Annotated in this window: 15 protein-coding genes; 2 read left to right on the top strand and 13 right to left on the bottom strand. The window is 40.5% G+C overall.

Features of this window, described 5'->3' with window-relative positions; translation table 11 throughout:
- Positions 1 to 8: 8 nt before the first annotated feature.
- The 8 genes from CA265_24570 to CA265_24535 form a co-directional block, all read right to left on the bottom strand.
- The gene (locus CA265_24570; GenBank protein ARS42663.1) at positions 9 to 1,532 is read right to left on the bottom strand and encodes a RagB/SusD family nutrient uptake outer membrane protein; all 1,524 of its coding nucleotides are present in this window, start codon (positions 1,530 to 1,532) and stop codon (positions 9 to 11) included.
- Positions 1,533 to 1,543: 11 nt separating this feature from the next.
- On the bottom strand, positions 1,544 to 4,648 hold the full coding sequence (locus CA265_24565; protein ARS42662.1) for a SusC/RagA family TonB-linked outer membrane protein: 3,105 nt from the start codon (positions 4,646 to 4,648) through the stop codon (positions 1,544 to 1,546).
- Positions 4,649 to 4,714: 66 nt separating this feature from the next.
- Positions 4,715 to 5,803 carry a DUF5007 domain-containing protein gene (locus CA265_24560; GenBank protein ARS43116.1) on the bottom strand — a complete coding sequence of 363 codons (1,089 nt, stop codon included), beginning with the start codon at positions 5,801 to 5,803 and terminating at the stop codon, positions 4,715 to 4,717.
- Between the two features lie 37 nt (positions 5,804 to 5,840).
- Positions 5,841 to 6,950: an ATP/GTP-binding protein gene (locus CA265_24555; GenBank protein ID ARS42661.1), complete on the bottom strand. Its 1,110-nt coding sequence runs from the start codon at positions 6,948 to 6,950 to the stop codon at positions 5,841 to 5,843.
- A gap of 11 nt (positions 6,951 to 6,961) precedes the next feature.
- Complete coding sequence (locus CA265_24550; protein ARS42660.1) at positions 6,962 to 8,509, bottom strand: RagB/SusD family nutrient uptake outer membrane protein; 1,548 nt, start codon at positions 8,507 to 8,509, stop codon at positions 6,962 to 6,964.
- A gap of 1 nt (position 8,510) precedes the next feature.
- Positions 8,511 to 11,525: a SusC/RagA family TonB-linked outer membrane protein gene (locus tag CA265_24545; GenBank protein ID ARS42659.1), complete on the bottom strand. Its 3,015-nt coding sequence runs from the start codon at positions 11,523 to 11,525 to the stop codon at positions 8,511 to 8,513.
- Between the two features lie 538 nt (positions 11,526 to 12,063).
- Positions 12,064 to 13,599 (bottom strand): sodium-independent anion transporter, encoded by a 1,536-nt coding sequence (locus CA265_24540; protein ARS42658.1) that lies wholly within the window; start codon positions 13,597 to 13,599, stop codon positions 12,064 to 12,066.
- A 393-nt stretch (positions 13,600 to 13,992) separates the two neighbouring features.
- A complete protein-coding gene (locus tag CA265_24535) occupies positions 13,993 to 15,051 on the bottom strand; it encodes an NAD-dependent dehydratase (protein ARS42657.1) in 1,059 nt (352 codons plus the stop codon).
- Between the two features lie 72 nt (positions 15,052 to 15,123).
- On the opposite strand from CA265_24535, the gene CA265_24530 reads away from it, so the two are divergent.
- Complete coding sequence (locus CA265_24530) at positions 15,124 to 15,933, top strand: hypothetical protein (GenBank protein ID ARS42656.1); 810 nt, start codon at positions 15,124 to 15,126, stop codon at positions 15,931 to 15,933.
- Between the two features lie 628 nt (positions 15,934 to 16,561).
- Here the strand turns inward: CA265_24530 and CA265_24525 are convergent.
- The 5 genes from CA265_24525 to CA265_24505 form a co-directional block, all read right to left on the bottom strand.
- Complete coding sequence (locus CA265_24525) at positions 16,562 to 18,268, bottom strand: peptidase S15 (GenBank protein ID ARS43115.1); 1,707 nt, start codon at positions 18,266 to 18,268, stop codon at positions 16,562 to 16,564.
- 65 nt (positions 18,269 to 18,333) lie between these two features.
- Positions 18,334 to 19,026 (bottom strand): hypothetical protein, encoded by a 693-nt coding sequence (locus tag CA265_24520; GenBank protein ARS42655.1) that lies wholly within the window; start codon positions 19,024 to 19,026, stop codon positions 18,334 to 18,336.
- On the bottom strand, positions 19,023 to 20,027 hold the full coding sequence (locus CA265_24515; protein ARS42654.1) for a hypothetical protein: 1,005 nt from the start codon (positions 20,025 to 20,027) through the stop codon (positions 19,023 to 19,025). Before CA265_24515 ends, CA265_24520 begins: the two co-directional genes overlap by 4 nt.
- A 791-nt stretch (positions 20,028 to 20,818) precedes the next feature.
- Positions 20,819 to 21,709, bottom strand: coding sequence for an AraC family transcriptional regulator (locus CA265_24510; protein ARS42653.1), 891 nt, complete (start codon positions 21,707 to 21,709; stop codon positions 20,819 to 20,821).
- 75 nt (positions 21,710 to 21,784) lie between these two features.
- Entirely contained in the window at positions 21,785 to 22,603 is an 819-nt protein-coding gene (locus CA265_24505) for a short-chain dehydrogenase/reductase (GenBank protein ARS42652.1), read from the bottom strand.
- A gap of 439 nt (positions 22,604 to 23,042) precedes the next feature.
- On the opposite strand from CA265_24505, the gene CA265_24500 reads away from it, so the two are divergent.
- Positions 23,043 to 25,391, top strand: a complete 2,349-nt coding sequence (locus tag CA265_24500; GenBank protein ID ARS42651.1) for a peptide-binding protein — start codon at positions 23,043 to 23,045, stop codon at positions 25,389 to 25,391.
- The last annotated feature ends 9 nt before the right edge of the window (positions 25,392 to 25,400 follow it).

The following is a 25,400-nucleotide window of genomic DNA, read 5'->3' as shown; positions in this document are numbered from 1 at the left end:
ATTTAAAATTAATTACCACCATTAACCCAATAATCGTTTAACCGCATAAATGGATTGTTATTTAAAGCATTTCCGTTTATTGGCCAGGTCCATGCGCCACGGCTAAATTTATCTGAAGTAAGTACGTTGTACGACCATTGGCTGCTTAAAATTCTTTTGGTACGCACCAAATCGAAATAATGGTGCCCTTCGCCAATTAATTCTCTGGATCTTTCGTAAAAAATAAAATCCTTTAGGGTAGAGCCACCCCCACCAGCATATCTTGATGCCTGCGCCCTGTCTCTTACCATATTCACCAGCTTAGTGGCTTCGGCGTCTTCTCCTAAATCGGCAAGTGCTTCTGCGGCGAGTAAAATTTCGCCACCATACCTGAAAATCATGAATGTGTTATCAGGGTTGGCATCTTCTTCACCGGTTGAGAAAGAATTCTGCGCAAATTTTAACATCATAAATTTTCCATTATCGGCATAAATATCTTCGTTAAACCAGGTGGTAATTCGCTTATCGCTACCATCCTGAAAAATTTTCTGCATGTATTCTCCTCTGAAATAAGCAAAACTTACCCGGTGGGTATATTCTGGCCTTTTGTATGGATAATGCAAAAACATATCGGCCACAGGCGCAGTGTTGGTATTTTGATCGCCGTAGTTTATACTGCGGTAAAACTCGAACAAACTCTCGTCTGATCTTCCTTTAATTACGGTAGCCCATTCTGTAATCGGCAATAACCTGTATGCACCGCTGGCAATCATTTCGCGACCTAAATCGGCAGTTTCCTGATAATATTTTTTCGAATTGTTGGCATCAAAACCCGCATTCCACATGTTCATTTCCATAATTAAGGCAATGATGCTCCCGCGGCTGGCCCTTACTCCTTTTAAAGATGGGTCGGTATAGGTCCATGGAATTTGATTTTTATAGGTTTTAAGATCAGCTATACATTTGTTTAATACGGAAACAAAATTTTCGCGAGGCAAAGCTGTAGAGTGGAAAGCATCGGTATAATACACCACATCGCCATATAACCTGACCATGATAAAATAACTTAGCGAACGGATAAATGCAGCCTCAGCTTTATACTGGTTTTTCTGCACATCGCTAAGTCCGGGTACACCTTCGTCCAGCTTCGCAATTAGAATGTTGGCACCTTGTATCGCACGGTAATAATCGGTCCAATCGGTAATTCTGTTGAAGTTGTAAAAATCCCATGGGCGACCGCCTGATAATAAACCTAACAGGTTGTTTTTACCTAAAATTTCGACAAACTCGCGGGCTGGTGCTAAATCAGACTGGCTTTCGTATAATACTTCGCCAGAGCGGTATTCGCCTGTTGCGCCTATAAAATGCGTTTCGTTAAACTTACCGAAAACAATACGCGATAAATCGTAAATATTGGCTTCTACATCTTCTTTAGATTGGAAGAAGTTATTTCCTGATAACTTATCTAAAGGTTGGATATCCAGAAACTTTTTACAAGCAGGCAATGAAAACGATGCTGCTAAAATCAAAGAATAAATGATAAACTTTTTCATAATAATATCTATTAATTGCCTGTATTAAGTTCTAACTGTACACCAATGTTATAAGTACGCGGAACAGGATATCCTGTAGAAATATCGCGACCCAGTGTGGTTACGTTTTCAGGATTTGGCCCGGTGTACTTAGAAAAAGTAATCAGGTTATCTGTAGAGGCATATACCCTTAAACTGCTCATTCCGAAACGGGCGATAAACTTTTTATCGAACATGTAAGAAAGGGTTACATTACTTATTTTTAAATAGGTTCCGCTTTCCTGCCAAAGTGTTTGGTCGGCCCTTAATGGCTGGATCTGATCAAACCTTTTGTAATCATACGGATATGGGTATTTTGCAATATCCCCTGGTTTGGTCCAGATGTTAAGGTCGTTTAATGGCACCACCGATTTTAATGAATAGGGATCGCGCATAATGGCTATCCTGTCGGCCAGGGCATTATTTAAAATGGTTCTGTCGGCCGTGTAAGTGGCATAAACATTTAAGCCCCATTTTTTATACCTGATATTGGTTGACAGACCACCTGTGATTAAAGGCTGGGAATTACCGGTAACTTCGTAATCGCGGCCATCTAAAATATAATCTCCGTTTACATCTTTCATAATCGGATCACCTCCTAAGAAAAACTGCCCGTTAGATTGATAGCGCTTACCCGTTACAGGGTCGGTTGGCACATCAGCATCGGTTTGGTAAACGCCCTGATTGATTCTTAAATAGTTAGATAGTGTGTTTCTACCTACGCGGTAAACGTTGTGTTGCAGGTAACCGGAACCATCAAATTTGATGAACTGCCCGTTATATTCTGCCGGAAGTTTTAACAGCACATCGCGGTTAAGTGCACCATTTACAGAAACCGATACATCAAAATCTTTGCTCGCAACAGGTCTCACAGTAATCATGATCTCCGATCCGTAATTGGCAATACCTAAATCGTTACTCGCCAGTTTATTAAATCCGGTCGTATTCGATAAAAGCCTGTCGAACAATAAATTATCAACCTTTTTAAAATAGGTATCGAAGTTTACAGAGATTTTATCGTTAAATAACCCTAAATCGAAACCTAAGTTGTACTGACTTGTTGTGGTTGGTTTTAAGTTAGGATTTGGAATAATATCATAATCGATTCCAATGGTTGGGTTATTGTTAAAGTTATTGTTCAGGTTATAAATACCATAAATACTTTGGAGATTACCCGTTGGCACAATATTTTGTCCCCAGGTTAACCTCAAACTTCCGTACGATAACCATTTCATATCGGCCAGCCAGTTCTCTTTATTAAAGTTCCACCTTAAACCAATGGAAGGGTTTTTAGAATATGGATTTTCCAATCCGCTGGATGAGGTACCATCTAAACGGTAAGAAAATTCGGCTACATATTTTTTATCATAATCGTAGGATACCGAACCTGCAAATGATGCAATGGTTGCGTTTTTATAGTTAGACAATACCCCTCCACCACGCGAGTAGTAGGCATCGTAACCCAATGGCCCCTGTAACTGATCGTTAGGTGTTCTTTCCTGGCGGGTAATACCAGCCTGAGCGCCCTGTTTGTAAATTTCGTTAAAGGTGTTTACAAAAAGACTGTGTTTTTCGCCAAAGGTTTTGGCGTAGGTAATCCCATTTCTATTGTACAACTGGAAATTTCTGCCTACATAATCGTATACCTTAGCAAACTGCCCATTTGCCGCCGCCGGCGTAAAGGTAGATTCGGTATCGGAAGTATAATCGTAACTTAAAGTAGATGATACAGCCAAACCTGGAATAAACTCGTAACGTGCTTCTACGTTAGTTCTTAAGTTTCTGGAATTGTTATCGTTTAATGTTTGTAATGCCGATAAAACCCCTCCTGATGCCTGATAAAAAGATGGTGGCGGCAATAAGGTAGATACCTGACCATTTGCAGCTACCCCCGATTGTAATAAACCTACACCATTTCCTTTGTTTTGCTTTCCTACCGAACCGTTAATAAAACCAAAAAATCTAAATTTATCGTTTGGTTTAAACTCCATGTTCATATTGAGGTTGTAACGATTATAACCAGTGTTTTTGATTACCCCTTTTTCGGTATAATATCCTAAGTTGGCTTTATAGTTAAATCGAGGATCGCCGCCATCTAAAGCCAGGTTATGACTCTGGTTGTAGGTATTTTGAAAAAATACATCCTGCCAATCGGTAGAGTTGTTCCAATAAGCATTTAAACTATCGGCCAGGAATGAAGTATTGGAAATCCGCCTGATATCGTCCACATTGGAAGCATTTAAAATAATCTGCTGGATTTTTAATGATCTTTCCGAATTACCACCTAAAGTTTCGCGAAGTTTTGGTGGAGTTTTAACGAAGAAATTGGATACATATCTAATTCTCGGAACTTTAGAGTTACCTCTTTTGGTGGTGATGATAATTACCCCGTATGCACCCCGCGAACCATACATAGAGGTTGCCTGCGCATCTTTTAAAATCTGGATGTCTTCGATATCTTCCTGAGGGATTAATGAAAGCGGACTCACACCCGGTCCCTGGCTCTGAAAACCAAACTCTGCAGCTTTATCCGCATCTAAGGGCACACCATCAATAATATAAAGCGGTGAAGTTGGCTGCAAAAATGATTCGTTACCGCTGCCCGAGATACTTAAACTGGATAAACCACGAACTTGCACCGAACCCCTGAAACCTGGCGCTCCGGTATTGTTCTGAATGTTTAATCCCGGTACTTTACCCTGTAAAAGTTGCTCAACGTTAGAAACCGGAATATCCTGAACCTCTTTGGCCTGAATTAAAACAGAAGATCCTGTAGTGGTTTGTTTAGACCTTTTCTGGTAGGCCACAATAACAATCTGATCCAGCTCTTTGCGGTCTTCAGAAATGGTTACGGTAATATTATTCTGATTGGTAATTTTTACACGCTGTGTATTGTAACCAATAAACTTGAATATTAAAGTAGAACCCTCGGGTACGTTAACTGAAAATTTTCCGCTGCCGTTGGTTTGCGTTAATCCTTTATTGGTGCTTTCTAAAATAATAGATACACCCGGAACGCCTTGTTTTGTTTCTTTATCAACAACGGTACCATTCACAAGGTTAAATTTCTCCTGCGAAAAAGCACTGGTGCCAAGCATTATACACACCACAAGTAATGTATAAAAAAGTATATTTCTTTTCATCATATTAGCTTTAAATATTGCCTATTCGCTGATAAACTTTGGATTATCTGTTTTGAAGTGAAATACAATTTCCCAATCTCCGGCCTGGTAAATGGCAAAATCGACCCCGAAATTGGCAATGATACGGCCACCACCAAAAGCCCCCCTGGAGTAACTCAACTGTGCTTTCGCTCTCGATCCTCCCGGCGCATAAAAAGTTGGAATTTCTACCAATGGAATGGGATAAGCCACATCATACTGAACGTATTTATCCGTTTTCTGCATGTTAAAACCATGAATCATTTTATCCCAAACGGTTTCGTTAAAGGAAGAAGGATTAATTTCAACTGAATCCTTATTTAAGGCTTTAATGCGGAGCGAGTGACCATTACCGCCTGTAAACGGACGGATATATACCACTACATCTTTCTGATCGTTGTTACTGATCAGATTTTTGTTTGTTGTCGCACCAACCACATTATTTAGATATGGGCGGATATAATCCCTCAACTTTTTATCCAGCGGAAATTTAGGATCGGGAGCAGGCAAACCGGAGTAAGCATTAAAATCGTTAGAAGGCTCGTAAGGTCTTTCTCTGAAAGGTCTGATCTGTAAATCTCTGATTAAACGTTCGCCACCAGTATTTTTAATTTTCACATCAAAAAAGCGGGTATCCTGAGAGAAGTTTGTACTATCAATTGGTCTTGGTTTGATTAACTGGTTAGTAGATGAGCCCCAAAGGATAAACTCTCCCGACGAGCGTATCTCGAATAAAGAGTGTACTTCTATCTTTCTTTTAGCCTCTATTTCTGCCAGACTTTTTTCCAAGCCGGTGTATGGCGCAATGAACACGTAAGTGGGTACTTTCTGAAAAATATCGGTAACCGGTTTACCATCACCAAAACGTGCATTTACAATTTCAAAGGTGATGGGTTGCGTAGAATTATCGCCGTTAAAACCTCCCATTAAGTTGGTTCTGCCAATAATCGGTTCAAATACTTTATTGCTAAAGTTTACATTATTACTTAGGTAATCTTTTTCTTCAGGCAGGTCGTACAGTTTTTTGCATCCGCTAAAAGCGATTAATGCAAACAAAACCACAACCATTTCTATTTTTACGATTGACTTCATAAGTTTCGTTAGTTTATTTTTTCTATGTCCCATCACCCTATTTCGATTTGTTTATAGTCCATTCTGCAAGCTGGAAGGTACCTCCACTTCTTAACTCCGTAATATTGATGCGGTAGTACTGGTAGGCAACGGTATTGGTACACCTAAAAACTTTTTGCTGATACCTTTCTTCAAAAAAGAAGTTGCTTACCCGGTGTAACTCGGTCCAGTTTACACCATCCTGCGAGCCTTCGTAAGTCCAGGCTTTCGGATCTCTTTCTACTGCATCATTTGCCGATATTAAAGTATAAACAGAAGATACCTCCGGCGTTTTAAGTTTAAACTGCATGGTTAAAAACCCTTGCAAATCGCATAAAAACTTGGTATGATCATCCCCATCGATCACTTTTTTAGAGTTTTCCCCGCTAGTTGGTCCACCACCGTTTTCGCGGTTAGCTGAGAAGGTACCACCCACGGTAACCATTAAGTTTGGCGGAGGTGGAATAAAAGTTAAGCGGGTAACAAAGCCATCGAAACCGAAAATATGATCGGGACTGATTACATGCACAATGCCATTTTTGGTTTTGATGTTGTTTGAAGCAGTGGTACTGCTAGACCAGTTTCTGATAAATTTGCTCTTTTTGGTATTGCTAAACTGAATCACTTCGGGTCCGGCACCCACCTCACCCGAGGCAGAACCCCGCACCGACTTGGCATGCATGGGATAACCTACTTTAACACTGGTTAAATTAAGTCCATCCTGCAGTTTTAAAGAATCAGAAGGTTTTACGCCTCTGATGATGTAGTAAGAAACCATGGTATCCAACTGTATTCCATCAATATTCGATAAAAACAGCGGGTCCTTATCCGATTGTTTTCTTAAGGTATTTAAGTTTCTTAAGGCCAACTGAAAACTAGGGTTGGTAACCGCAAAAAGCGTTACATTACTATCGGTCAGCGTTTTCTTCAAACCCATTCTATCAACCGCCACAATTAACGAGTCGTATACCCCTGGTTTACTTTTTAAATATTCATATATGTTTCCATTAAATGGTGCAGCGCTATCTTCTACATCGTAATAGCCCCCATTTTTTTTACAAGCCGAATAAATGATGGTGAATAACAAGAGTATTGTTAGCACACCAATATATTTTATAAAATTTTTCATATCAATATTATTTAGCGCCAGTAAGGATTCTGAGTTAATAAACTGTTTTGAGCGATCAGCCTGCGCGATATCGGCCAGTAGATCCCACCCGAATTGATGAGGGTCATAAATTTGGCATCGTTCTGCTTAATTTTATTGTATCTGATTAAGTCGTACCACCTATGCCCTTCTCCCAATAGTTCGCGGTGTCTTTCTTCGAATATCATTTTAATAATATCGTCGCTACTCAGGTTAAAAGAAAGTGTAGTACCCGAGGTAACCCTTCTGCTCATTACCTGCACTAATTCCAGTATGGCACCCTGTTGATCACCTAAAACTGATAATGCTTCGGCCCTTAACAGTACAATATCTTCTAAACGGGTAAAGATTAACGCACTGGTAAAATACCTGAAGTTTGGATCGGTACCGCCACCCTGAATAACCTTGATTTTACTGAAAATTGGATATTTACCATTTAAATTAGTGAAATACCTGTCGAATTTCGATTGGCCCAATGTATCGATAGAGAATCTTTCATCTTTCTGTAAATTGAAATATTTTAAGATCGAATCTTTTGGCAGATAGATATCAGGAACCGACTTGGTAATAATGGGCTCTGCAAGGGTTAATTCTTCAATATGCCCGGTTGATGAACCATCAATGTGACCATAATCTGAATTAAAGCCAAACATCTGTCGGTTGTTTTTATTGTAAAAGAAACCGTTAGAGTTGCTTAAATCGGTAGTGGAGGTAAAACCGCCGCCGCTTCTGCCATAATTATCTTCAACAAATTTGGTATACTTGGCAACGTTAGCATAATCAGCATTCCACGCAGCAACATGCGATAGCACAGCATAAGCGGTAACTTTAGTCGCTAAAGCGCCCCCCCATCTTCCGCCGCCTTCATTATAATAATCGCCTGGTTGCTGAATATCGTTTCCACTATAAATATAGGGCAGATCGGCCGCGGCCCTTAATATTTCCGATTCTACCCAGGCTAAAACCTTGGCTTGTTTTTCTCTGGCTTTATTTTCGAAAGCACCTTCATTTGATGAAATAATAAAAGGAACATCACCCCAGATGCGCACCATGTAGAAATAAGCAAAAGCCCTTAAAAACCTGGCTTGCGCAATATCTACCGTCATGTTATTATCTGAGTAGCGTTTATCGGTTGCTTTAACGTGCGCAATATTTTCCAGAAAAACATTAGCACCATTAACAATGGCATAAAACCTGGTCCAATCAGAAAGTGACTCTACCACAGGATAAGATGCATTTAAGTTGTTGCTGATAACCGCTTTTAAATCCTGTCTCTTCGGACTTGTAAATTCACCTGGTCTTACGTCGCCATAAATCCAGTGACTGTTGTTGTCAGATAGTGCGGCTCTGGTTAAGGCATAAACCCCCAGAATTCCGGCACGGGCATCTTCTACCGTATTCCACATATTTTTTTCGCCCACCACCCTGCTCGAGTCGGTTTCTAACGCTTTATTGCAGCCGGTTAAAGCCATTACAATAAGCAGAAATGCGTATAATATATTTTTCATCGTTATTGATGTATTTTGAGTAGCTATTTCCATATTATAATTCCATTTTAACGCCTAAGGTGTATGTTCTTGGTATCGGCTGACCATAGCCGGTATCGATGCCATCGTAGCTCACCAGTTCAGGATCTTGTCCGGTGTATGGTGTGATGACAAATACATTGCTTACCGCGCCGTAAACAAAGAATTTATTGATCTTTATATTCCTTTTCTTCAACAGATTACCTAACTCATAACCTACCGATACCGATCTTAATTTAAGGAATGAGGCATTTTCAAGAAAAAGATCCTGGTCTAAACGGTAAGGAATAACGGTACTCCATGGATTGTATAGCGGATATTTGCTATAATCGCCACGTTTCTCCCAAAAAGTAATTTCTTTTACTGAGCTTACATCGGTATTACCTTCGCGGTTAACAAAGTCGAAGCGGCTGGCCATTTCCTGGTTAATCAGCTTCCTGCCCAAATTGAAGTATAAATTGGTGCTCAGGCTCCAGTTGCCATAGGTAAAAGCATTATCAAAACCACCCGAAAGCGTTGGCAAGGAATGTCCTTTTAATACCTTGTCTTTTTCGTCGATTACATTATCCCCATTTTGGTCTTTCCACCTCGGATCGCCGGCTTTTAATGGTTGTCCGTTATATTTTAATGGCTGTCCTTTTACTACCGGAACTTGCGAAGTAGAAGTATAAATGCCCTCATTTTCCAGCAACCAGTATTGATCTACCGGTTCGCCAACCCTTAATAACCTGTTTCCGATGATAATTTCATTTAAACCTCTTGGCAATGCTTTTAAGGTGTTGCTATTGTGGTTAACATTTAATGAAGAATTCCATGTGAATTTATGCTTAGCCATTACCAATGCGTGGATAGATAAATCGACACCGGTATTGCTCACATCCATTCCGCTTTCTATAGATTGTTTGTAACCATATTCTGCATATGATGGAATACCGATCAACTGGTTTTTATCAGCCTTGGTGTAAAAATCGACTGAAACATGCAGTCGGTTTTTCAGCATGGCTACATCAGCCCCGATATTTAACTGATCTGAATAGGCCCATGGCACGCCATAACCTACCCAGCCAAACGAATAGGGTCTGGTAAGCACACCGAAGGCGTTGTATCCGGGTACAGTTAAATTACCAGTGTACCCAACCGATGCGGTATACTGTGGTCCCTGGGCATAATTATCATAGGTAAATGTTCTGCCTAAACGGCCAACACTTGCCCTTAAAACTAAATCATCAACCAGTTTGGTATCCTTTAACAATTCGTTTTTAACATTCCATGCTCCCGAGATTACCGGAGAATAAAACCAGCGTTTGCTTGGTTGCGCGTTAGATGATCCATCTAAACGTAATGTTCCGGATAAGAAATACTTATCATTATACGAGTAGTTTACTTTACCATAAAATGATAACAGGTTATCTGCTGTTTTATCTAAAAAGCGATAGGTAAGTTCTCTCGGAAATGCCCTTGGCACCAGGTAATTGGGATTATCAGCACCGTTAGGCAATTTTGGATCAGAATCCAATAAGTTAATTTTAATATAATCATTGGCTCCTTTATAAGCATATGCATAGTTGTACTTATAAATATCCCACATCATCGACTGGCCCAGCTCTGCATGGAAATCATGCGCGTTATTCAGCTTGAAGTCGTATGATGCTTTATTATCAATCATTAACCGTTGGTTAAAGCCATAATAGTTGGAAGCGTAGCTATTGCCCTGCAATAAGGTTCTGGCATAAAATATATCCCTGTAACCTTCATTATAATCTACATTAAAAGCCGACGATAATTTAACCTTGCCCAGTGTAGCCACCAATTTGGCATAACCCTGTATCAGGTTGGTTTTATTGTCATCAAAACCTTTGCTGTATTCGTTTAAATAGCTGGCGTAATAATCTTTATTGGGTGCAGGTGGGGCACTGAGATCAGGAAAGTAATTAATCTGTGCAAATCGGTCCCTAAGTGTTCTGTTCCTATCGCGGTTTAAGCGGTTACCGTTAATCATGGCAGAGAAAAGCAACCACTTAACCGGCCGCATGTTGATGTTGAACATGGCGCTGTAGCGGTCTAAACCTGTACCATCGGCAACACTCTGGCTTTTTGCATTCCCTAACGAAAATCTAAAATTCGCACGGTCCGATCCGCCGGTCAGGCCAAAATTTATCCCATATATCATTGCGTTTTTATAGTACAAATCGGTCCAGTTCGATTTACCACTGTATACGTTATTAAGCGAGTCGCTCAAATAAACAGGATATTCTTCATCATCAGAATAGCGGCCATTGGTGGTATAAATATCATAGAAGCGCTGTCTGAATTCGTTTTCATATTTACCATTAATGGTATTTACCGTTGGCTTTTGCACCATCCCGATATAGGAATTAAAGCTGATGCTCCTCGAATTGCCCGAAGCTGCTTTTGAAGTCAATACGATCACACCGTTTACCCCCCTTGGACCGTAAATGGATGATCCTGCCAAATCGCTCAATACCTCTACAGACGCAATGTTATTGATATCAATTCCGGCAAGCAGGTTAGTGGCCGGACCAATCCGGTTAAAATCGTACTGCTGAATATCGAAGGCAAAAGGATGCTCACCGATTAAGGGGATTCCATCCAATACCACCAAAGGTTGTACGGCATATAAATCCTTCTTCGACAGCAGTGGCATCGCCGCGCCCCTGATAATCATGTTCTGGATTGAGCCGGGTTCGCCGGATGGTTCCTGTACGTATAAACCTGCATAATTTCCTTTCAGGTTTTGCTGTAAGGATATAGCAGGAAACAGCGAAAGATCTTTAACATCTTTCCGTACACCTCCAGACAATTTGTTGTAAATTGTTTTGAGTTTAATTTGTTCTAAACTGTCTTTCCTTAAAGAGTCTGTTGGCGATACGTACTTAATTTTAGTCGTATCCTGCAGAACAAAAAGATTGGTTGTAAGGCCTTTATGCAATTTTTTGCCAGCCGAAAAAACTGGTAAAACGTTTAACGTAAACGCGGCAAAAAAGACAAGGCACGCCCATAAGTATCGCATAGTTTAATGGATCTTTAATTGGTAAAAAAATGATTTCTAAAACTTATTTTTTCGGAAACGGCAAGATATGTCCTAGATGAAAAAGACAGGTACTTCGGTAGTAATAGTTAGGGATTCTCATAAAATTTAGTATTTGGTTAACTCAAATATATAATATACTAAAACGTTTTAATAACATATTGTCATTTTTATGAAATTTTTATAAAATAGCACAATAATATTTAATTCTATTAAAATAACTGTCAAACAGACAGGTAAAAAAATAAATATTATCAGTATACTTTAAAAAATTAACATCCTATAAAACAGTAAATAAGGATATTTTTAGCCAACAATTACAATAAATCGAACGAATTTATGTTGCTATTTTCTTAAAGTACTTAAACGTTTTAGTAAAAAATTTAATCTCAGGTGGGCCATTCAGATTAAAAGCCGATAATTAATTTGGGGATGAGGATGGGTATTCGGCTATTGTAGTCAGCAAGTGCTTCACTACAATGATGATGTATCCGATAAAAAAGAAAGCTTAATAATTGATCTATCTTTCCGTGGCCACCTGATAGATGGGATCTTCGATAATGTTTACTTCGATAATCTGATCTGCATTTTTCAGTAGGCGCTTACAGTCGTTACTCAGGTGCTTTAACTGGAGTTTTTTATCAAGCGAACGGTAACGTTCGGTTAGTTTATTCAGCGCATCAATACCCGACATATCAAAAACACGGCTGTGCTTAAAATCAATTACAATATGCTGCGGATCATGGGCCACATCAAACAGTTCATTAAAATTGGCAATCGATCCAAAAAACAGCGGACCGAATATTTCGTAGGTTTTTACCCCACTGGCATCGGTATGTTTACTGGCACGTATCCGCTTAGAACTTTCCCAGGCGAAAACTAGCGCCGAAAGAATTACCCCTATTAATACTGCAAGGGCCAGGTTATGCAGCCAAACTGTAATTACAGCCACCAGAATACCAATGATGATATCCTGCGCAGGCATTTTATTAATCACTTTAAAGCTCATCCACTCGAAAGTGCCAATGGCGACCATCATCATTACACCAACCAATGCCGCCATGGGTACACGATCTATTACCGGAGCACCTACTAAAATAATAAGTAATATGGTTAAGGCTGCAATAATACCCGATAACCTTGCCCTGGCACCTGCCGAAAGATTAACCAGCGTTTGGGCAATCATCGGGCAGCCCCCCATCCCCGTAAAAAAGCCGTTTGCAATATTGGCAATTCCCTGTGCAATACTCTCTCTGTTCCTATTGCCCTTGCTTGCTGTAATCTCATCAACCAGATTCAGGGTAAGCAGGCCTTCTGTTAAGCCTACCCCCGCCATGATGAGCGAATAGGGGAAAATAATCTTTAGCATATCCAGATTCAGCGGTACCTTCGGAATATGAAATGGAGGAAAACCACCGTTTACTGAAGCAATATTTTTAACCAGTTTGGTATCAATTCCAAAACATAAAACGATAAGAAAAACCACAATAATGGCCACCAGCGAGGCTGGAACCGCTTTGGTTATTTTAGGGAGAATGATCACTATGGCAACGGTAAGTAATACCAAAGCCAACATCACATATAATGGAGTACCGCTTAACCAGGTTATCCGGCCATCAACAAGGGTTTTAAACTGTTCCAGCTGCGACATGAAAATAATAACCGCCAGTCCGTTAACAAAACCGAACATGACGGGCTGCGGAACCAGCCGCACAAATTTGCCCAGTTTAAACAGCCCAACCATAATCTGGATTAGCCCTGCTAAAGCCACTGCCGCAAAAACATATTCTATGCCCTGGGTTTTCATTAAAGCAATCAGTACAATTACCGTTGCACCTGCCCCACCGGAAACCAATCCCGGCCTGCCGCCTAAAATGGCCGTAACCAAACCCATAATAAAAGCAGCGTATAAACCTGTTAAGGGAGGGAAACCCGCAAGGATAGCAAATGATAGTGATTCGGGAATCATGGTCATGGCTACCGTTAAACCTGCAAGAATTTCAGTTTTATAATTTACTTTCTTAGAAAAATCGAAAAGTTGCAGGTAGGGTTTCATCAGTTAAATTGTTAGCAGCTGCAAATATCTAAATTATGAGCACATTAGTTCTATATAGATTCTTCAAATTGCAATTCATGTCAAAAGAGTGAAAATATCCAGTAGATAATGAATGGGAAATGTAAGATGGATGATGGAAATAGTCTGAAGTCCAGAGTCGGGAGTCCGGAGTCTATGCTGCAAAAAAACATGCCTTGGTGTGCTTCGTGCCTTAGTAGTTAAAACATGGAAAATGTAAGATGGATGATGGAAATAGTCCGAAGTCCAGAGTCGGAAGTCCGGAGTCTATTGCGCCAAAGAAACCAACATGCCCTTGTGCCCTCAGCGTTCATCTTTTAGATCTGCGGGATAAATGATTACAAATCCTACTCAATAATAATTCACCTCATAGATTTAACTCGGGATAACTTTTTTAAGTTTAAGTTCGTCAAACAGGTCAAAAAACATTTTTTCAGTATCGATATACTCGTGAAAGCCTAATCGCCTTGCTTTGGTACCGTCAGAGAAAAAATCGTAATCCCAGGAAAAAACAAAGTCGCCAAAGGCCCATGAAGATACTTCCTGATAACTGTGTTTGGCCAGGTTATGTTTTTCTTGCAGCTGTGTCCACAATCCCGATTTATCGGCCATTATGGTTTGCAAAGGCATTTGAAGCGGAGGGGCAGTATCCATTTTAAAATAAGCTGCAATTTTAGGCCAAAGATCATTCCAGCGCACCAAATCACCATTGGTTATATTAAAAGCTTGATTGGCACAGGCCGGGTTGGTTGCCGCCCATACTGTTGCCTTTGCTAATAATCCGGCGTCAGTAATATCTAAAAGCTTATCATAAGCCCCTAATTTGCCGGGGAAACGCAAAGGCAAACCCAGTTCTTTCGATATGGAAGCATAAACTGCAATTACAGAAACTAAATTCATCGGATTGCCCAATGCGGTACCTGCAACTACAGATGGCCGAAGCGCAGACCAATTCCATTTTTTACCTTTTTGCTGTGCCTCAAGAAACTGTTGCTGATCAACATTAAATTCTGGAGGCATGTGTCCTCCGTCGGTTTCTTTTGCTGGTGTTTTAAAAGGACCGTAATGCGCCCCGTATACTTTATAACCTTGCATTAAACTGATGTGCTGTAAGTCTTTTGCAATACTTTCAATGGCATTAACCACGTTTACAAGCATCGCCAAATTGGGTGCTACCAACTCTGCCCAGGTAGGTTTATCTTGATACGCGGCATAAAAAATATGTGTTACCTTGGTTAAAGTGCTCAATTGTTTTTTAATGTCTTCTGCGTCGAGCAGGTCTACAGAAATATACCTGGTTTTATCCGAATCCAATCCACCCCGACGCGATAAACCGATAATATCCCAATCGCCGAGGCTTTCTAAATGGCTGATTAAATTACTCCCAATTACACCATTTGCGCCAACAACCAATGCTGTTTTACTGTTATTCATCTCTTTTGTTTTAAATTGATTCTTGTAAAGCAAAAATCCTGACAAACCAGAGATATGTTTTTGTAAAATAGTATGATAGATTTGTATAAATCTATGATGAAGCGATATGTCCAATTCCAACCTGTTGTTATTTCAGCATTTGAAGTAAGCAAATGGCAGCACCCGGTACACCGGCATAACCATTACGAGCTGATATACATTAAAAATGGATCTGGCCATCATATCATTAATGAAATCCCAATTGTTTACGAAAAAGGGAACCTCTTCTTAATTGGTCCGGATGATGACCATCGTTTCGAAATTGATGAAAGAACACATTTCATTTACATTAAGTTTACCGATATATACATTCATCAAAAGGAGATTAGTCCAACGGGCTTACAATACTTAGAGTACCTGATCAAAAGTCGGGAAACACATTTTCTAAGTTTTAACTTTACTTCAGACGATCAGTTGATTGTTGAAAACATCATTGCACTCATCTTATCGCTCAACATCAACATGTTGCAAAATGAAGCTTTAATCTGGACACAGATTTTAATGCTTTCCACCATCATGCAGCGCAATATGCCCGAAATTAAAAGCAGTGCGCAACGATCAAAAGACATTCAAGCCATTTTCTGTTACCTGCACAAATATATTTATCAGCCTAAAAATTTAAAGGCGAATGTAATGGCCGCCCATTTTAATCTTTCTGAAGATTATATAGGCCCTTACTTCAAAAGAAATACAGGCATAACCTTACGTCAGTATATCCAGGATTATCGTCAAAATTTAATTCAACAGCGAATAGCAAGCGGGAGATTTGGATTGAAACAAATTGCCGCTGAATTTGGCCTTGTGGATGAAAGCCACGTGAGTAAACTGATGGGAAAACTCTGAAGACAGATGGGTTTAGTCGGGAGTCGGAAGTCCGGAATCTATAGCGCGAAAGAAATCAGAATGCCTTGGTGTGCTTCGTGCCTTAATGGTTAAAGGATGGAAAATGTAATGCCTTGGTGTGCTTCGTGCCTTAATGGTTAAAGGATGGAAAATGTAAGATGGACGATGGAAATAGTCCGGAGTCCAGAGTCGGAAGTCCGGAGTCTATAGCGCGAAAGAAATCAACATGCCGTGGAACCCTCTGCGCTTATCTTCTATATCTGCGGGACAATAAACATTAAAACGGATTGCAAATCCTGACCAACAATGGGTTAGTCTGAAGTCGGGAGTCGGAAGTCCGAAGTCTATAGCGCGAAAAAACCAACATGCCCTGGTATCCTCTGCGCTCATCTTCTAGATCTGCGGGATAAATAAATACCTAAACAACGGATTGCAAATCCTGACCAACAATGGAAATCCGTAGTGCCCAGGAGACTGTATCATAAATATAGAATTGTCATCCTGAGCCTGTCGAAGGACCTGTTTAAATATCTTGAAAGGCGTTTCGACTACTTGCCCGATTCATCGGGAAGATCAGCGTGACAAATTAGAATGTATGATATAGCCTCCAGCGAGCGGTAATATTTATTTAAAATAAACTTTTTGCATCTACCGAAAAACCAAGCTCAATAAAACTCTGTGTCGACCATTTAATTTCCAGTGGAACTCCTGCATCTTTTACGGTTTCTTTACTCACATCCTTCCCGGTTCCATAATTGATCTGTGCAAAGGGATTTTTGTCAATATTGAGTATCAAAAGCAAGCGGCTACCCTTTTGCAACTGCCTGCTGAATACCCTCGATCGGTAAAAAGGCAAGGTTTCTAATTTGCCCGGCTGAAGCAATTTCCTTTGACTCCTATCGTATGCGTAACTGGCTCTTCCTAAATAATAAGAAAGCTGAAAATATTCGCCCGAAGGGGTAACTTCATACAAGACCAAACCTACATCCATATCTTTTTTGTTGATGATGGCCCTAAGTTCTCCCTGCAATGCACCTGCTACTGAAACGGCTTGATTAAATGGCTTAGTGATAAAAAACAATCCATTAGACCTGTCGATTTCTTTTTTGATGATTGGATTGGGATAATAATCGTTGTAGAATTTAGTTCTGTCTGCCAGATCAACCTCCTGGTGCATAAAAACTTCTTTAACTGGTTTTTGCTCCGACAGCCGCATCTCGTTTGCAGCGCTATCCAAATAAAAGCGGATATGGTAATCCTCCATTTTTGCTAATGAAGCAGCATGTTTCCACTTATTTGCACCCATTACCTCAAAATTGATCTTATCTTTTAGTAGCGCTGGTTTCTTTCCACCTTTAAAGATATAATCGAACCATTGGAAGGTGATTTCGCGGGTATTGATCAACGCAACCGAATCTACCTCATAGTCTCTCAACTTGGCTACACCGCCAATCTGCGATCCAAAATGATCATAAGGGCCTATAATTAAATAATGTTCGGCAGAGGGGTTATACTTGTAATGTTCGCGGAGGTATTCCAATGCCGAAATTTGCCCATCATCGTAATAACCGGTAATACTGAGCACTGGAATATTGATCTGTTTAAAATCTTTGCCATAGGGCACCATCGACTGCCAGTAAGCATCGTAATCGGGGTGACTAAGCCATTTCTGTAACATCGGGTTTGGTGTACCATCAATGCTGTCGATCTTATTGTAAGCGGCTCCACTTTGCCACCAGTTATTCCGCATCCTGCGCCAACGGGCATTATCGCTGTTTACGGCATCATCGGTATATTTATTATTGGTAACATGAAAGGGCCATTGGTAATTGGCGTTCAAAAAAACATTATTTTCCATGGGTAAGCCAAGTCCTGGAATTGCCGCTACATAGGGTACAATGGTTTTAAGTGCCGGGTGCAGGTGTTTGGCTGCTGCCCATTGTGCAAAACCGGAGTAACTTCCGCCATACATGCCCACCCTGCCATCGCTCCACGATTGTTTGATAATCCAATCGATCACTGCATTTACATCTTTTGTTTCATGCTCATAAGGTGCCGGCGCATCAGGACTGAGCCGTTTGCCTCTGGCATCGGCAACAATACCTACATAACCATGATCGGCAGCGTATTTGGCCTCCATCAGGCTTTTATTGGTATTGGAATAGATAAAATAAAATAATGCTGCAGGCAATTTCTGCTTTACCCCTTTTTTCCTTACCACTACCGCCGATAAAGTAATGCCATATTTTGTTTTAATCATCACACTATCGTTGATGATATAATTAGTGCTATCGGGTAAGGTTAGTTTTTGCTGTGCAAAGGTTTCCATCCCCATTACAAGGCATAGCATAGCCACACCCAGTTTTACCAGGTTTATTTTCATGATCGAAAAATTATAGTTTATGTTTTAATGAGGCTTCTTAATTTAACAGCCTGCCGCTCTGATATTCTGATTAAATTTCCTGTCTTAAGTTCTACAAGCATACCCTCATCATCTTTTTTTACCGAGCTGATATAGTCGAGGTTAAATAATATACTTCTGCCGGCCCTAAAAAATCTTTCACAATCAGGATTTTCTTCGAGTTTGTTTAAAGAGGTTTTAAGCAATACCTGCTCTTGCCCGAAAAAGAGCCTGGCGTAATTCTCTACCGATTCGATCATATGCACATCTTTCCATTTAATAAGGAGGTGTTTGCCCCTGTCCTTTACAAAAATAGCTGCGCCTTCATTTGCGCCGATCTTTTCTATGGCTTTATCTATTGCACTTTTAAAGCGTTCTTCCCGTACGGGCTTCATGAGGTAATCCATCGCGCTTACTTCAAAAGCCTGCACCGCATAACTGTCAAAAGCGGTTACAAAAATTACCTGTGGCACATGCACCAAAGTTTCTAAAAGGTCGAAACCCGAACGGCCAGGCATCTGTATATCCAAAAAAATCAGATCGGGTTTTAAAAGTCCGATAAGCTGTTCGGCTTCATCAGCATTGGCAGCCTCACCCAATACGGTAACCTGTGGGTAGCTTTTCAGCATCCTGGCCAGTTCCTGCCTAGCGCCACGTTCATCGTCAATAATCAGTGCCCTAATACTTCTCATCTGATTGGGATTTTAATTTCGGCACAAACCTTTTGATCCATTTCATACAGATTAAAGGATGCAAGGTGCTGGTAACTCAGCTCGAGTCGTTCTTTCAGGTTTCGAACCCCTATACCTGCCACCGTTTTATTCTGTTGCAATTTACCGGGGTTTAAAACACGAATGCTTACCAGTCCATGTTGTTCGTGAATAATTACTTCGATCTTTCCACCCTGCTTTTCTAATGCAATGCCATGTTTTACCGCATTTTCGACTAATGTTTGAATGCACAAACGTGGTACCATCAGTCCGGAAAGCGAAATATCAATATCCAAATCGTAAGTTAACCTTTCTTCCATCCTCAACCCTTCCAGCTCCAGGTAATCCCTCACCAGGTCTATCTCTTCATTTAACCTGATCAGCATGGCACTACCCTTATACAATCCACTGCGCAACAATTCGCTTAGCAAGTCGATTGCCCTGCCTGCAGCCTCAGGCCGGGTATACACCAATGATTTTATGTTATTGAGTGCATTGAACAAAAAATGAGGATTTAACTGAGCAGAAAGATTATCCAGTTGCGATTGTTTAAAGCTAAGCTCCAGTCTGGCATTTTCTACCGATAATCGCATTTCTCTTTTTGCGTAATGATAAAGGTGGTAGGCCAAAAGCCATATGGCCATTAAACGGATACCGGCAATAAAAATGCCCGCTGCATTTAAACTAAAAAAATCAATAAAGGTCTGTCCTGGATGGCTAAGAAACAACAACCTCACCAGGTACAGTTTACTCAAAGTAACGATGGTAAAAAAAACACCCATCACCGGAATAACGATCAACATCCTCCAGATCAGTTTCTCGATTGCCAGGTCTTGCCAACGGTTTTTATTTGCAAAGTTACGGTACAAGTGGGTAATCAATATATACATCACCACATCCGAAACAAACTGTACAACAGCCATATCGAATCTGAAACGAACAGCAGTAGACCAGCCTTGAAAAGCCCAATACAGCGCAGCCACCGACCAACCGATGAGTTGGCATTTCCAGTAAAGTGATATGTGGGGTTTCTGTTCCAAAATGTTCTGCTTGAAACAAAGCAACGAAAACTAATTTTAAGAAAAAAGATAAAGTACAGGAACGTAGGCTTTTGGGGGATGAGTGGTTTTTATAGTCGGGAGTCGGGAGTCCGGAGTCCGGAGTCCGGAGTCCGAAGTCTATTGCGCGACAGAAACAGACATGCCTTAGTGGTTGAAGGATGGAAAATGTAAGATGGATGATGGGATAGTCCGGAGTCGGGAGTCGGAAGTCCGAAGTCTATTGCGCAATAGAAACCAACATGCCTTAGTGGTTGAAAGATGGAAAATGTAAGATAGATGATGGAATAGTCCGGAGTCGGAAGGCTATAATGCCAAAAAAACAAAATATGTGCCCTCTGCGTTCATCTTCTATATCTGCGGGACAAACAAATAGTTAAAACGGATTGCAAATCCGTAGCACTCGGGCGTCAGAAGTCCAGAGTCTATTGCGCGACAGAAACAGACATGCCTTAGTGGTTGAAAGATGGAAAATGTAAGATGGATGATGGAATAGTCCGGAGTCGGAAGTCAGGAGTCTGGAGTCAGAAATCTATCTGGTCAAATAAACAAAACATGTGTCCTCAGCGCTCATCTTCTATATCTGCGGGACAAACAAATAGTTAAAACAGATTGCAAATCCCTAGAACCTTGGGTCTGGATTGCAAATCCTGACCAACAATAGACCTAACTTTTGGGTCTCTGCGGCCCTCTTAGGGTCCTTTGCGGTTAAAATCTCAATTCAGCAGTTGCTTTTTAAAGGTATTTGGGCTAATTCCCACTTCTTTTTTAAATAAACGCGAGAAATAAGAGAGATTCTCAAATCCCAATGCATAAGCAATCTCCGAAACCGACCTGTTTTCACCAATCAAACGATTTTTGGCTTCTGATATCAGGTAAATATGAATATGCTCCAGCGCCGTTTTTCCACTCTCCTGTTTTAAAACATCTGTTAAATAACCCGCCGAAATATTTAAACGTTCGGCCATATCATGCACCGAGGGCAAACCTTTAGTGGCTAATAATCCGTTGGCCACATATTTATTTATTTCTTCATTAAACCTGGTTACGGTTTTGCCCGAAATTTCAGTGCGGTTAATAAATTGCCTTTTGTAAAATCGCTGACTGTATTTAAGCAAAGTATCTACATTGGCCAAAATCAGTTCACGGCTATATTCATCCTGGTTATTGCGGTATTCGGTTTCAATTTTATGATACAGCTCCCATACCGTACTTTCTTCGCTGGGCGAGAGGTGTAGCGCTTCGTTGGTTTCGTAATCGAAGTAGTGGTATTTTTTAATGGTATCATGTAACAGATGTCCATTCAAAAAATCTTCGTGAATAAAAATCAAAAAACCATCTTCATCTAATTCCAGGTTTTTCATTTCGATTACCTGATGAGGTTTAAAGAACATCATCGAACCACTCTCATGGTCGTATTTTGTACGCCCGTAAAGGATATGTCCTGCAATAATTTTTTTAAAACCGATCATATAGAAATCGCTGGTAAATTCGCGGTCGCCCATGGTACACATGTGGTCGCATTTATAAATGCTGAACAATGGGTTTTCGGGCGGCGGAAATGCATTTTCCCGGTGTAATTCGGCCAAATTTTTATAGTGTTTCATTCCTTTAAATGGTAATTAACTACAAGCTACACAATTACCCTGTACAGCCTGTAGTTAAAGGGTTTAAATGATTTATTAATGACCGTGCGCATCAACAGCTACTTCAGCCCATTCGTCAAATTCGGCCAGGCGCTCAACATAAACCTGTTTAACTCCAGCTAAAGCCACCTTGCCCAATAAGAAGTGTAAAGGAGGTTCAGGACTATCAATCAGTGCCAATACCGCAGGTGCCGTTGCTTCTGGTTTACCCCAGCTATCGGGTGTTGCGGCATCAAAAAATGCTTTCTTAACCGGTGCATACACTTCTAATGGTGCTGTTTGAAAAGCTGAAGCCCCCGACCAATCGGTAGAAAAACCATTTGGCTCGATTAAACTTACATTAATTCCAAAACCTTTCACCTCCTGCGCCAGCGTTTCGCTTAAGCCATTTACTGCATATTTAGAGGCATTATACAAACCCAATACAGGTAAACTCACCAAACCCAGGAAGCTCGATACCTGAATAATGTGCCCTACCTTTTGTTCGCGCATTACCGGAACAACAGCCTGGGTTACCCACAACAGGCCGAAAAAGTTGGTTTCCATTTGTGCACGAGCCTGTTGTTCGGTGGTTTCTTCTATAGCTCCAAACAAACCAAAGCCAGCATTATTGATCAATACATCAATTCGGCCAAAGTGCTGTTTTACTTTTTCTACTACTGCAAAACAGGCTTCCCTATTGTTAACATCCAATTGAAGCGGCAACACGGCATCACCGTAAGTTTCTACCAAATCTTTTAAATCTGCTGTATTTCTTGCTGTTGCAGCTACTTTATCGCCACGTTCTAAAAGGGCCTTTGCCCAGATTTTACCAAAACCACGTGAGGCGCCGGTAATTAAAATTATTTTCGACATTTTTTTCTTTGTTAAATATTGATAACAAAGGTATTGGCATATGCGGAGTCCGATTTATACAAAACACGGAAGTACTAGCACATTTTAAGGTTTAGCTAAATTAGCTGTGCGCATCTTTAGTGATAAAATGAAACCCACGCATCAAAGCCATCAGATTAATGGGTGTAATGCTGGTTCATTAAATTAGGGCAAATGTAGTATGCCAATAATTAAGAATGATTTGCCAAAAGAATTAAATTTATGTTACGTAGTTATTGTTTAATTGCAATACACTAAAGAATAGCACTTTAATTACTAACCATTAAATATAAACAGGGCATTCAAACGATCTTGTAATCATCATTCAAATTTCTCTGGTGGCAACCTATAACATGGTGCATAAATATTAAATAGATTGGAGCGTTCATTTAACAGCCTTAACTCCACAAAAACTTAGAAAATGATAAAACAATTTTCATTAGTACTGACTACTTTATTCGCGTTTAGCCTTTGTAAAGCGCAAACCATTTTTATCTCGCCCAAAGGGAACGACAAAAATCCTGGCTCCATTTACCAGCCTGTAAAAACCTTTGCTGCTGGTATAACAAAAGCCATGGCGGTTAAAAACAAAAAAGTAGTTATCGAGCTTGATGGCGGCACTTATCCGATAGATAAAACGGTTGAAATTACCTCAGATAAATTTCAACTGCAGGCGCTTACCATTAAGGCTAAGGCAAACCAAAAAGTATTCATTTCCGGTTCGCAGCATGTTAAACTCTCGTGGAAACCCTATAAAAATAACATCCTATCGGCCAAAATAAAGCTGGCTCAAGCCCCTGACCAGCTCTTTATGAATGGCAAAAAATTATCGATGGCGAGGTACCCTGATTTCGACGCTTCTGCCAGGGTATTTAACGGCACCGCAGCTGATGCAATTTCTGCCGAAAGGGCAAAAAAATGGCTGGATCCTACCGGCGGTTATATACACACCTTACACCAGGGCGAGTGGGGCGATTTCCATTACCTCATTACCGGTAAAGATGATGCTGGCAAACTGCTTTATGAAGGTGGCTGGCAGAATAACCGTCCTGCCAAAATGCATGCACAATACCGTTATGTGGAGAACATATTTGAAGAACTCGATCATCCGGGTGAATGGTTTTACAATCAAAAAGAGGAAACGCTTTATCTTATTCCACCTACCGGAAGTAACCTTCAAACAGCTGATTTTGCCTTTACCATGGTGAGTGACCTGTTGCATATTAAAGGCTCATTAGCCAATCCGATTAAAAATATAACCATAACAGGCATCGATTTTATACAAACCGCGCGGAGTTTTATGCAGGTAAAAGAGCCGCTTTTAAGAAGCGACTGGGCCATATACCGCGGAGCAGCCATATTGCTGGAAGGTACTGAATCTTGTGCCGTTAAAAACTGTAATTTTTACGACTTAGGCGGAAGTGCTGTTTTTTTAAGCAATTACAATAAGGAAGATCGCATCAGCAACAATCATATTTATAACATTGGAGCGAATGGAATTGCATTTGTGGGTAACCCGGCTGCAGTACGTTCACCTTCTTTCAGGTATGAAAATTTCGTTCCCTATACGGAAATGGATATGCAACCTGGGCCAAAAAGTGCTGATTATCCGCAGCATTGCCAGGCGGTAAACAACCTGATTCACCATACTGGCCAAATCGAAAAACAATCTGCAGGCGTTGAAATATCCATGTCGGCCGATATTCTGGTGAGTCACAATACCATTTACCATGTACCAAGAGCAGGCATTAATGTTAGCGAGGGTACATGGGGCGGACACCTCATTGAATTTAACGACGTTTTTGATACCGTACTCGAAACCGGAGATCATGGCGCTTTTAATTCATGGGGCAGAGACCGTTACTGGAGGCCGGCAAGAAGTCTTATGGATAGTATTGTTGCCGCAAAACCCGGAATTGAACTTTTAGATGTGATTTCACCAATCGTTTTACGCAATAATCGTTTTCAGTGCGACCATGGCTGGGACATCGACCTGGATGACGGAAGCACCAATTATCAGATTTTCAATAACATATGTTTAAGTGGGGGATTAAAACTTCGTGAAGGTTATCATCGCACGGTATACAATAACATCATTATCAATAATACCTTTCATCCGCATGTCTGGTTAAAAAACAGTGGTGACGTTTTTAAAAATAATATTGTAAGTGCTGCATACGCCCCCATACAGATGGAAAGCTGGGGAAAAGAGATCAATCATAATTTCTTTTTAAGCAAAGATGCATTAAGCAAAACACAGAAATTAAATATCGATGCCAACAGCATCACTGGCGATGTCGCTTTTGTTGATGAAAATACCGGAAAGTATCACCTCAGAAAAACCTCAGCGGCTTTAAAAACCGGTTATAAAGATTTTGACATGAGTTTTGGTGTAACAGATGCACGGTTAAAAAAACTGGCTGCTTCGCCTCCAATAAAACCGCTGAGCAACAGCTCAACCAGTAAAAAAACAATCACAGCGGAGTGGTTAGGTAGCAGATTTAAAAATATCGAAAGTTTGGGGGAAAGATCTGCAGCCGGACTTCCGGATAACAATGGCGCTTTACTCATACAATTAACAAAAGGCTCGATTGCAGAGAAAAATGGTTTAAAGAAAGGTGATGTGGTGATCGGCCTGGATAATAATGAAGTAAAATCTGTTGCTGATCTGCTAAAGATTTATAGCGAAGTTCGCTGGAAAGGACATGTTGAAATTGTTATTTTCAGAAACCAGGGGGAACAAAAATTTCAGGTCTCACTTAAGGATTAACATGTTTCA

Source organism: Sphingobacteriaceae bacterium GW460-11-11-14-LB5 (assembly GCA_002151545.1).
In the GTDB taxonomy this organism is placed as follows: Bacteria; Bacteroidota; Bacteroidia; order Sphingobacteriales; family Sphingobacteriaceae; genus Pedobacter.
This window is presented reverse-complemented; position numbering and strand designations above follow the sequence as displayed.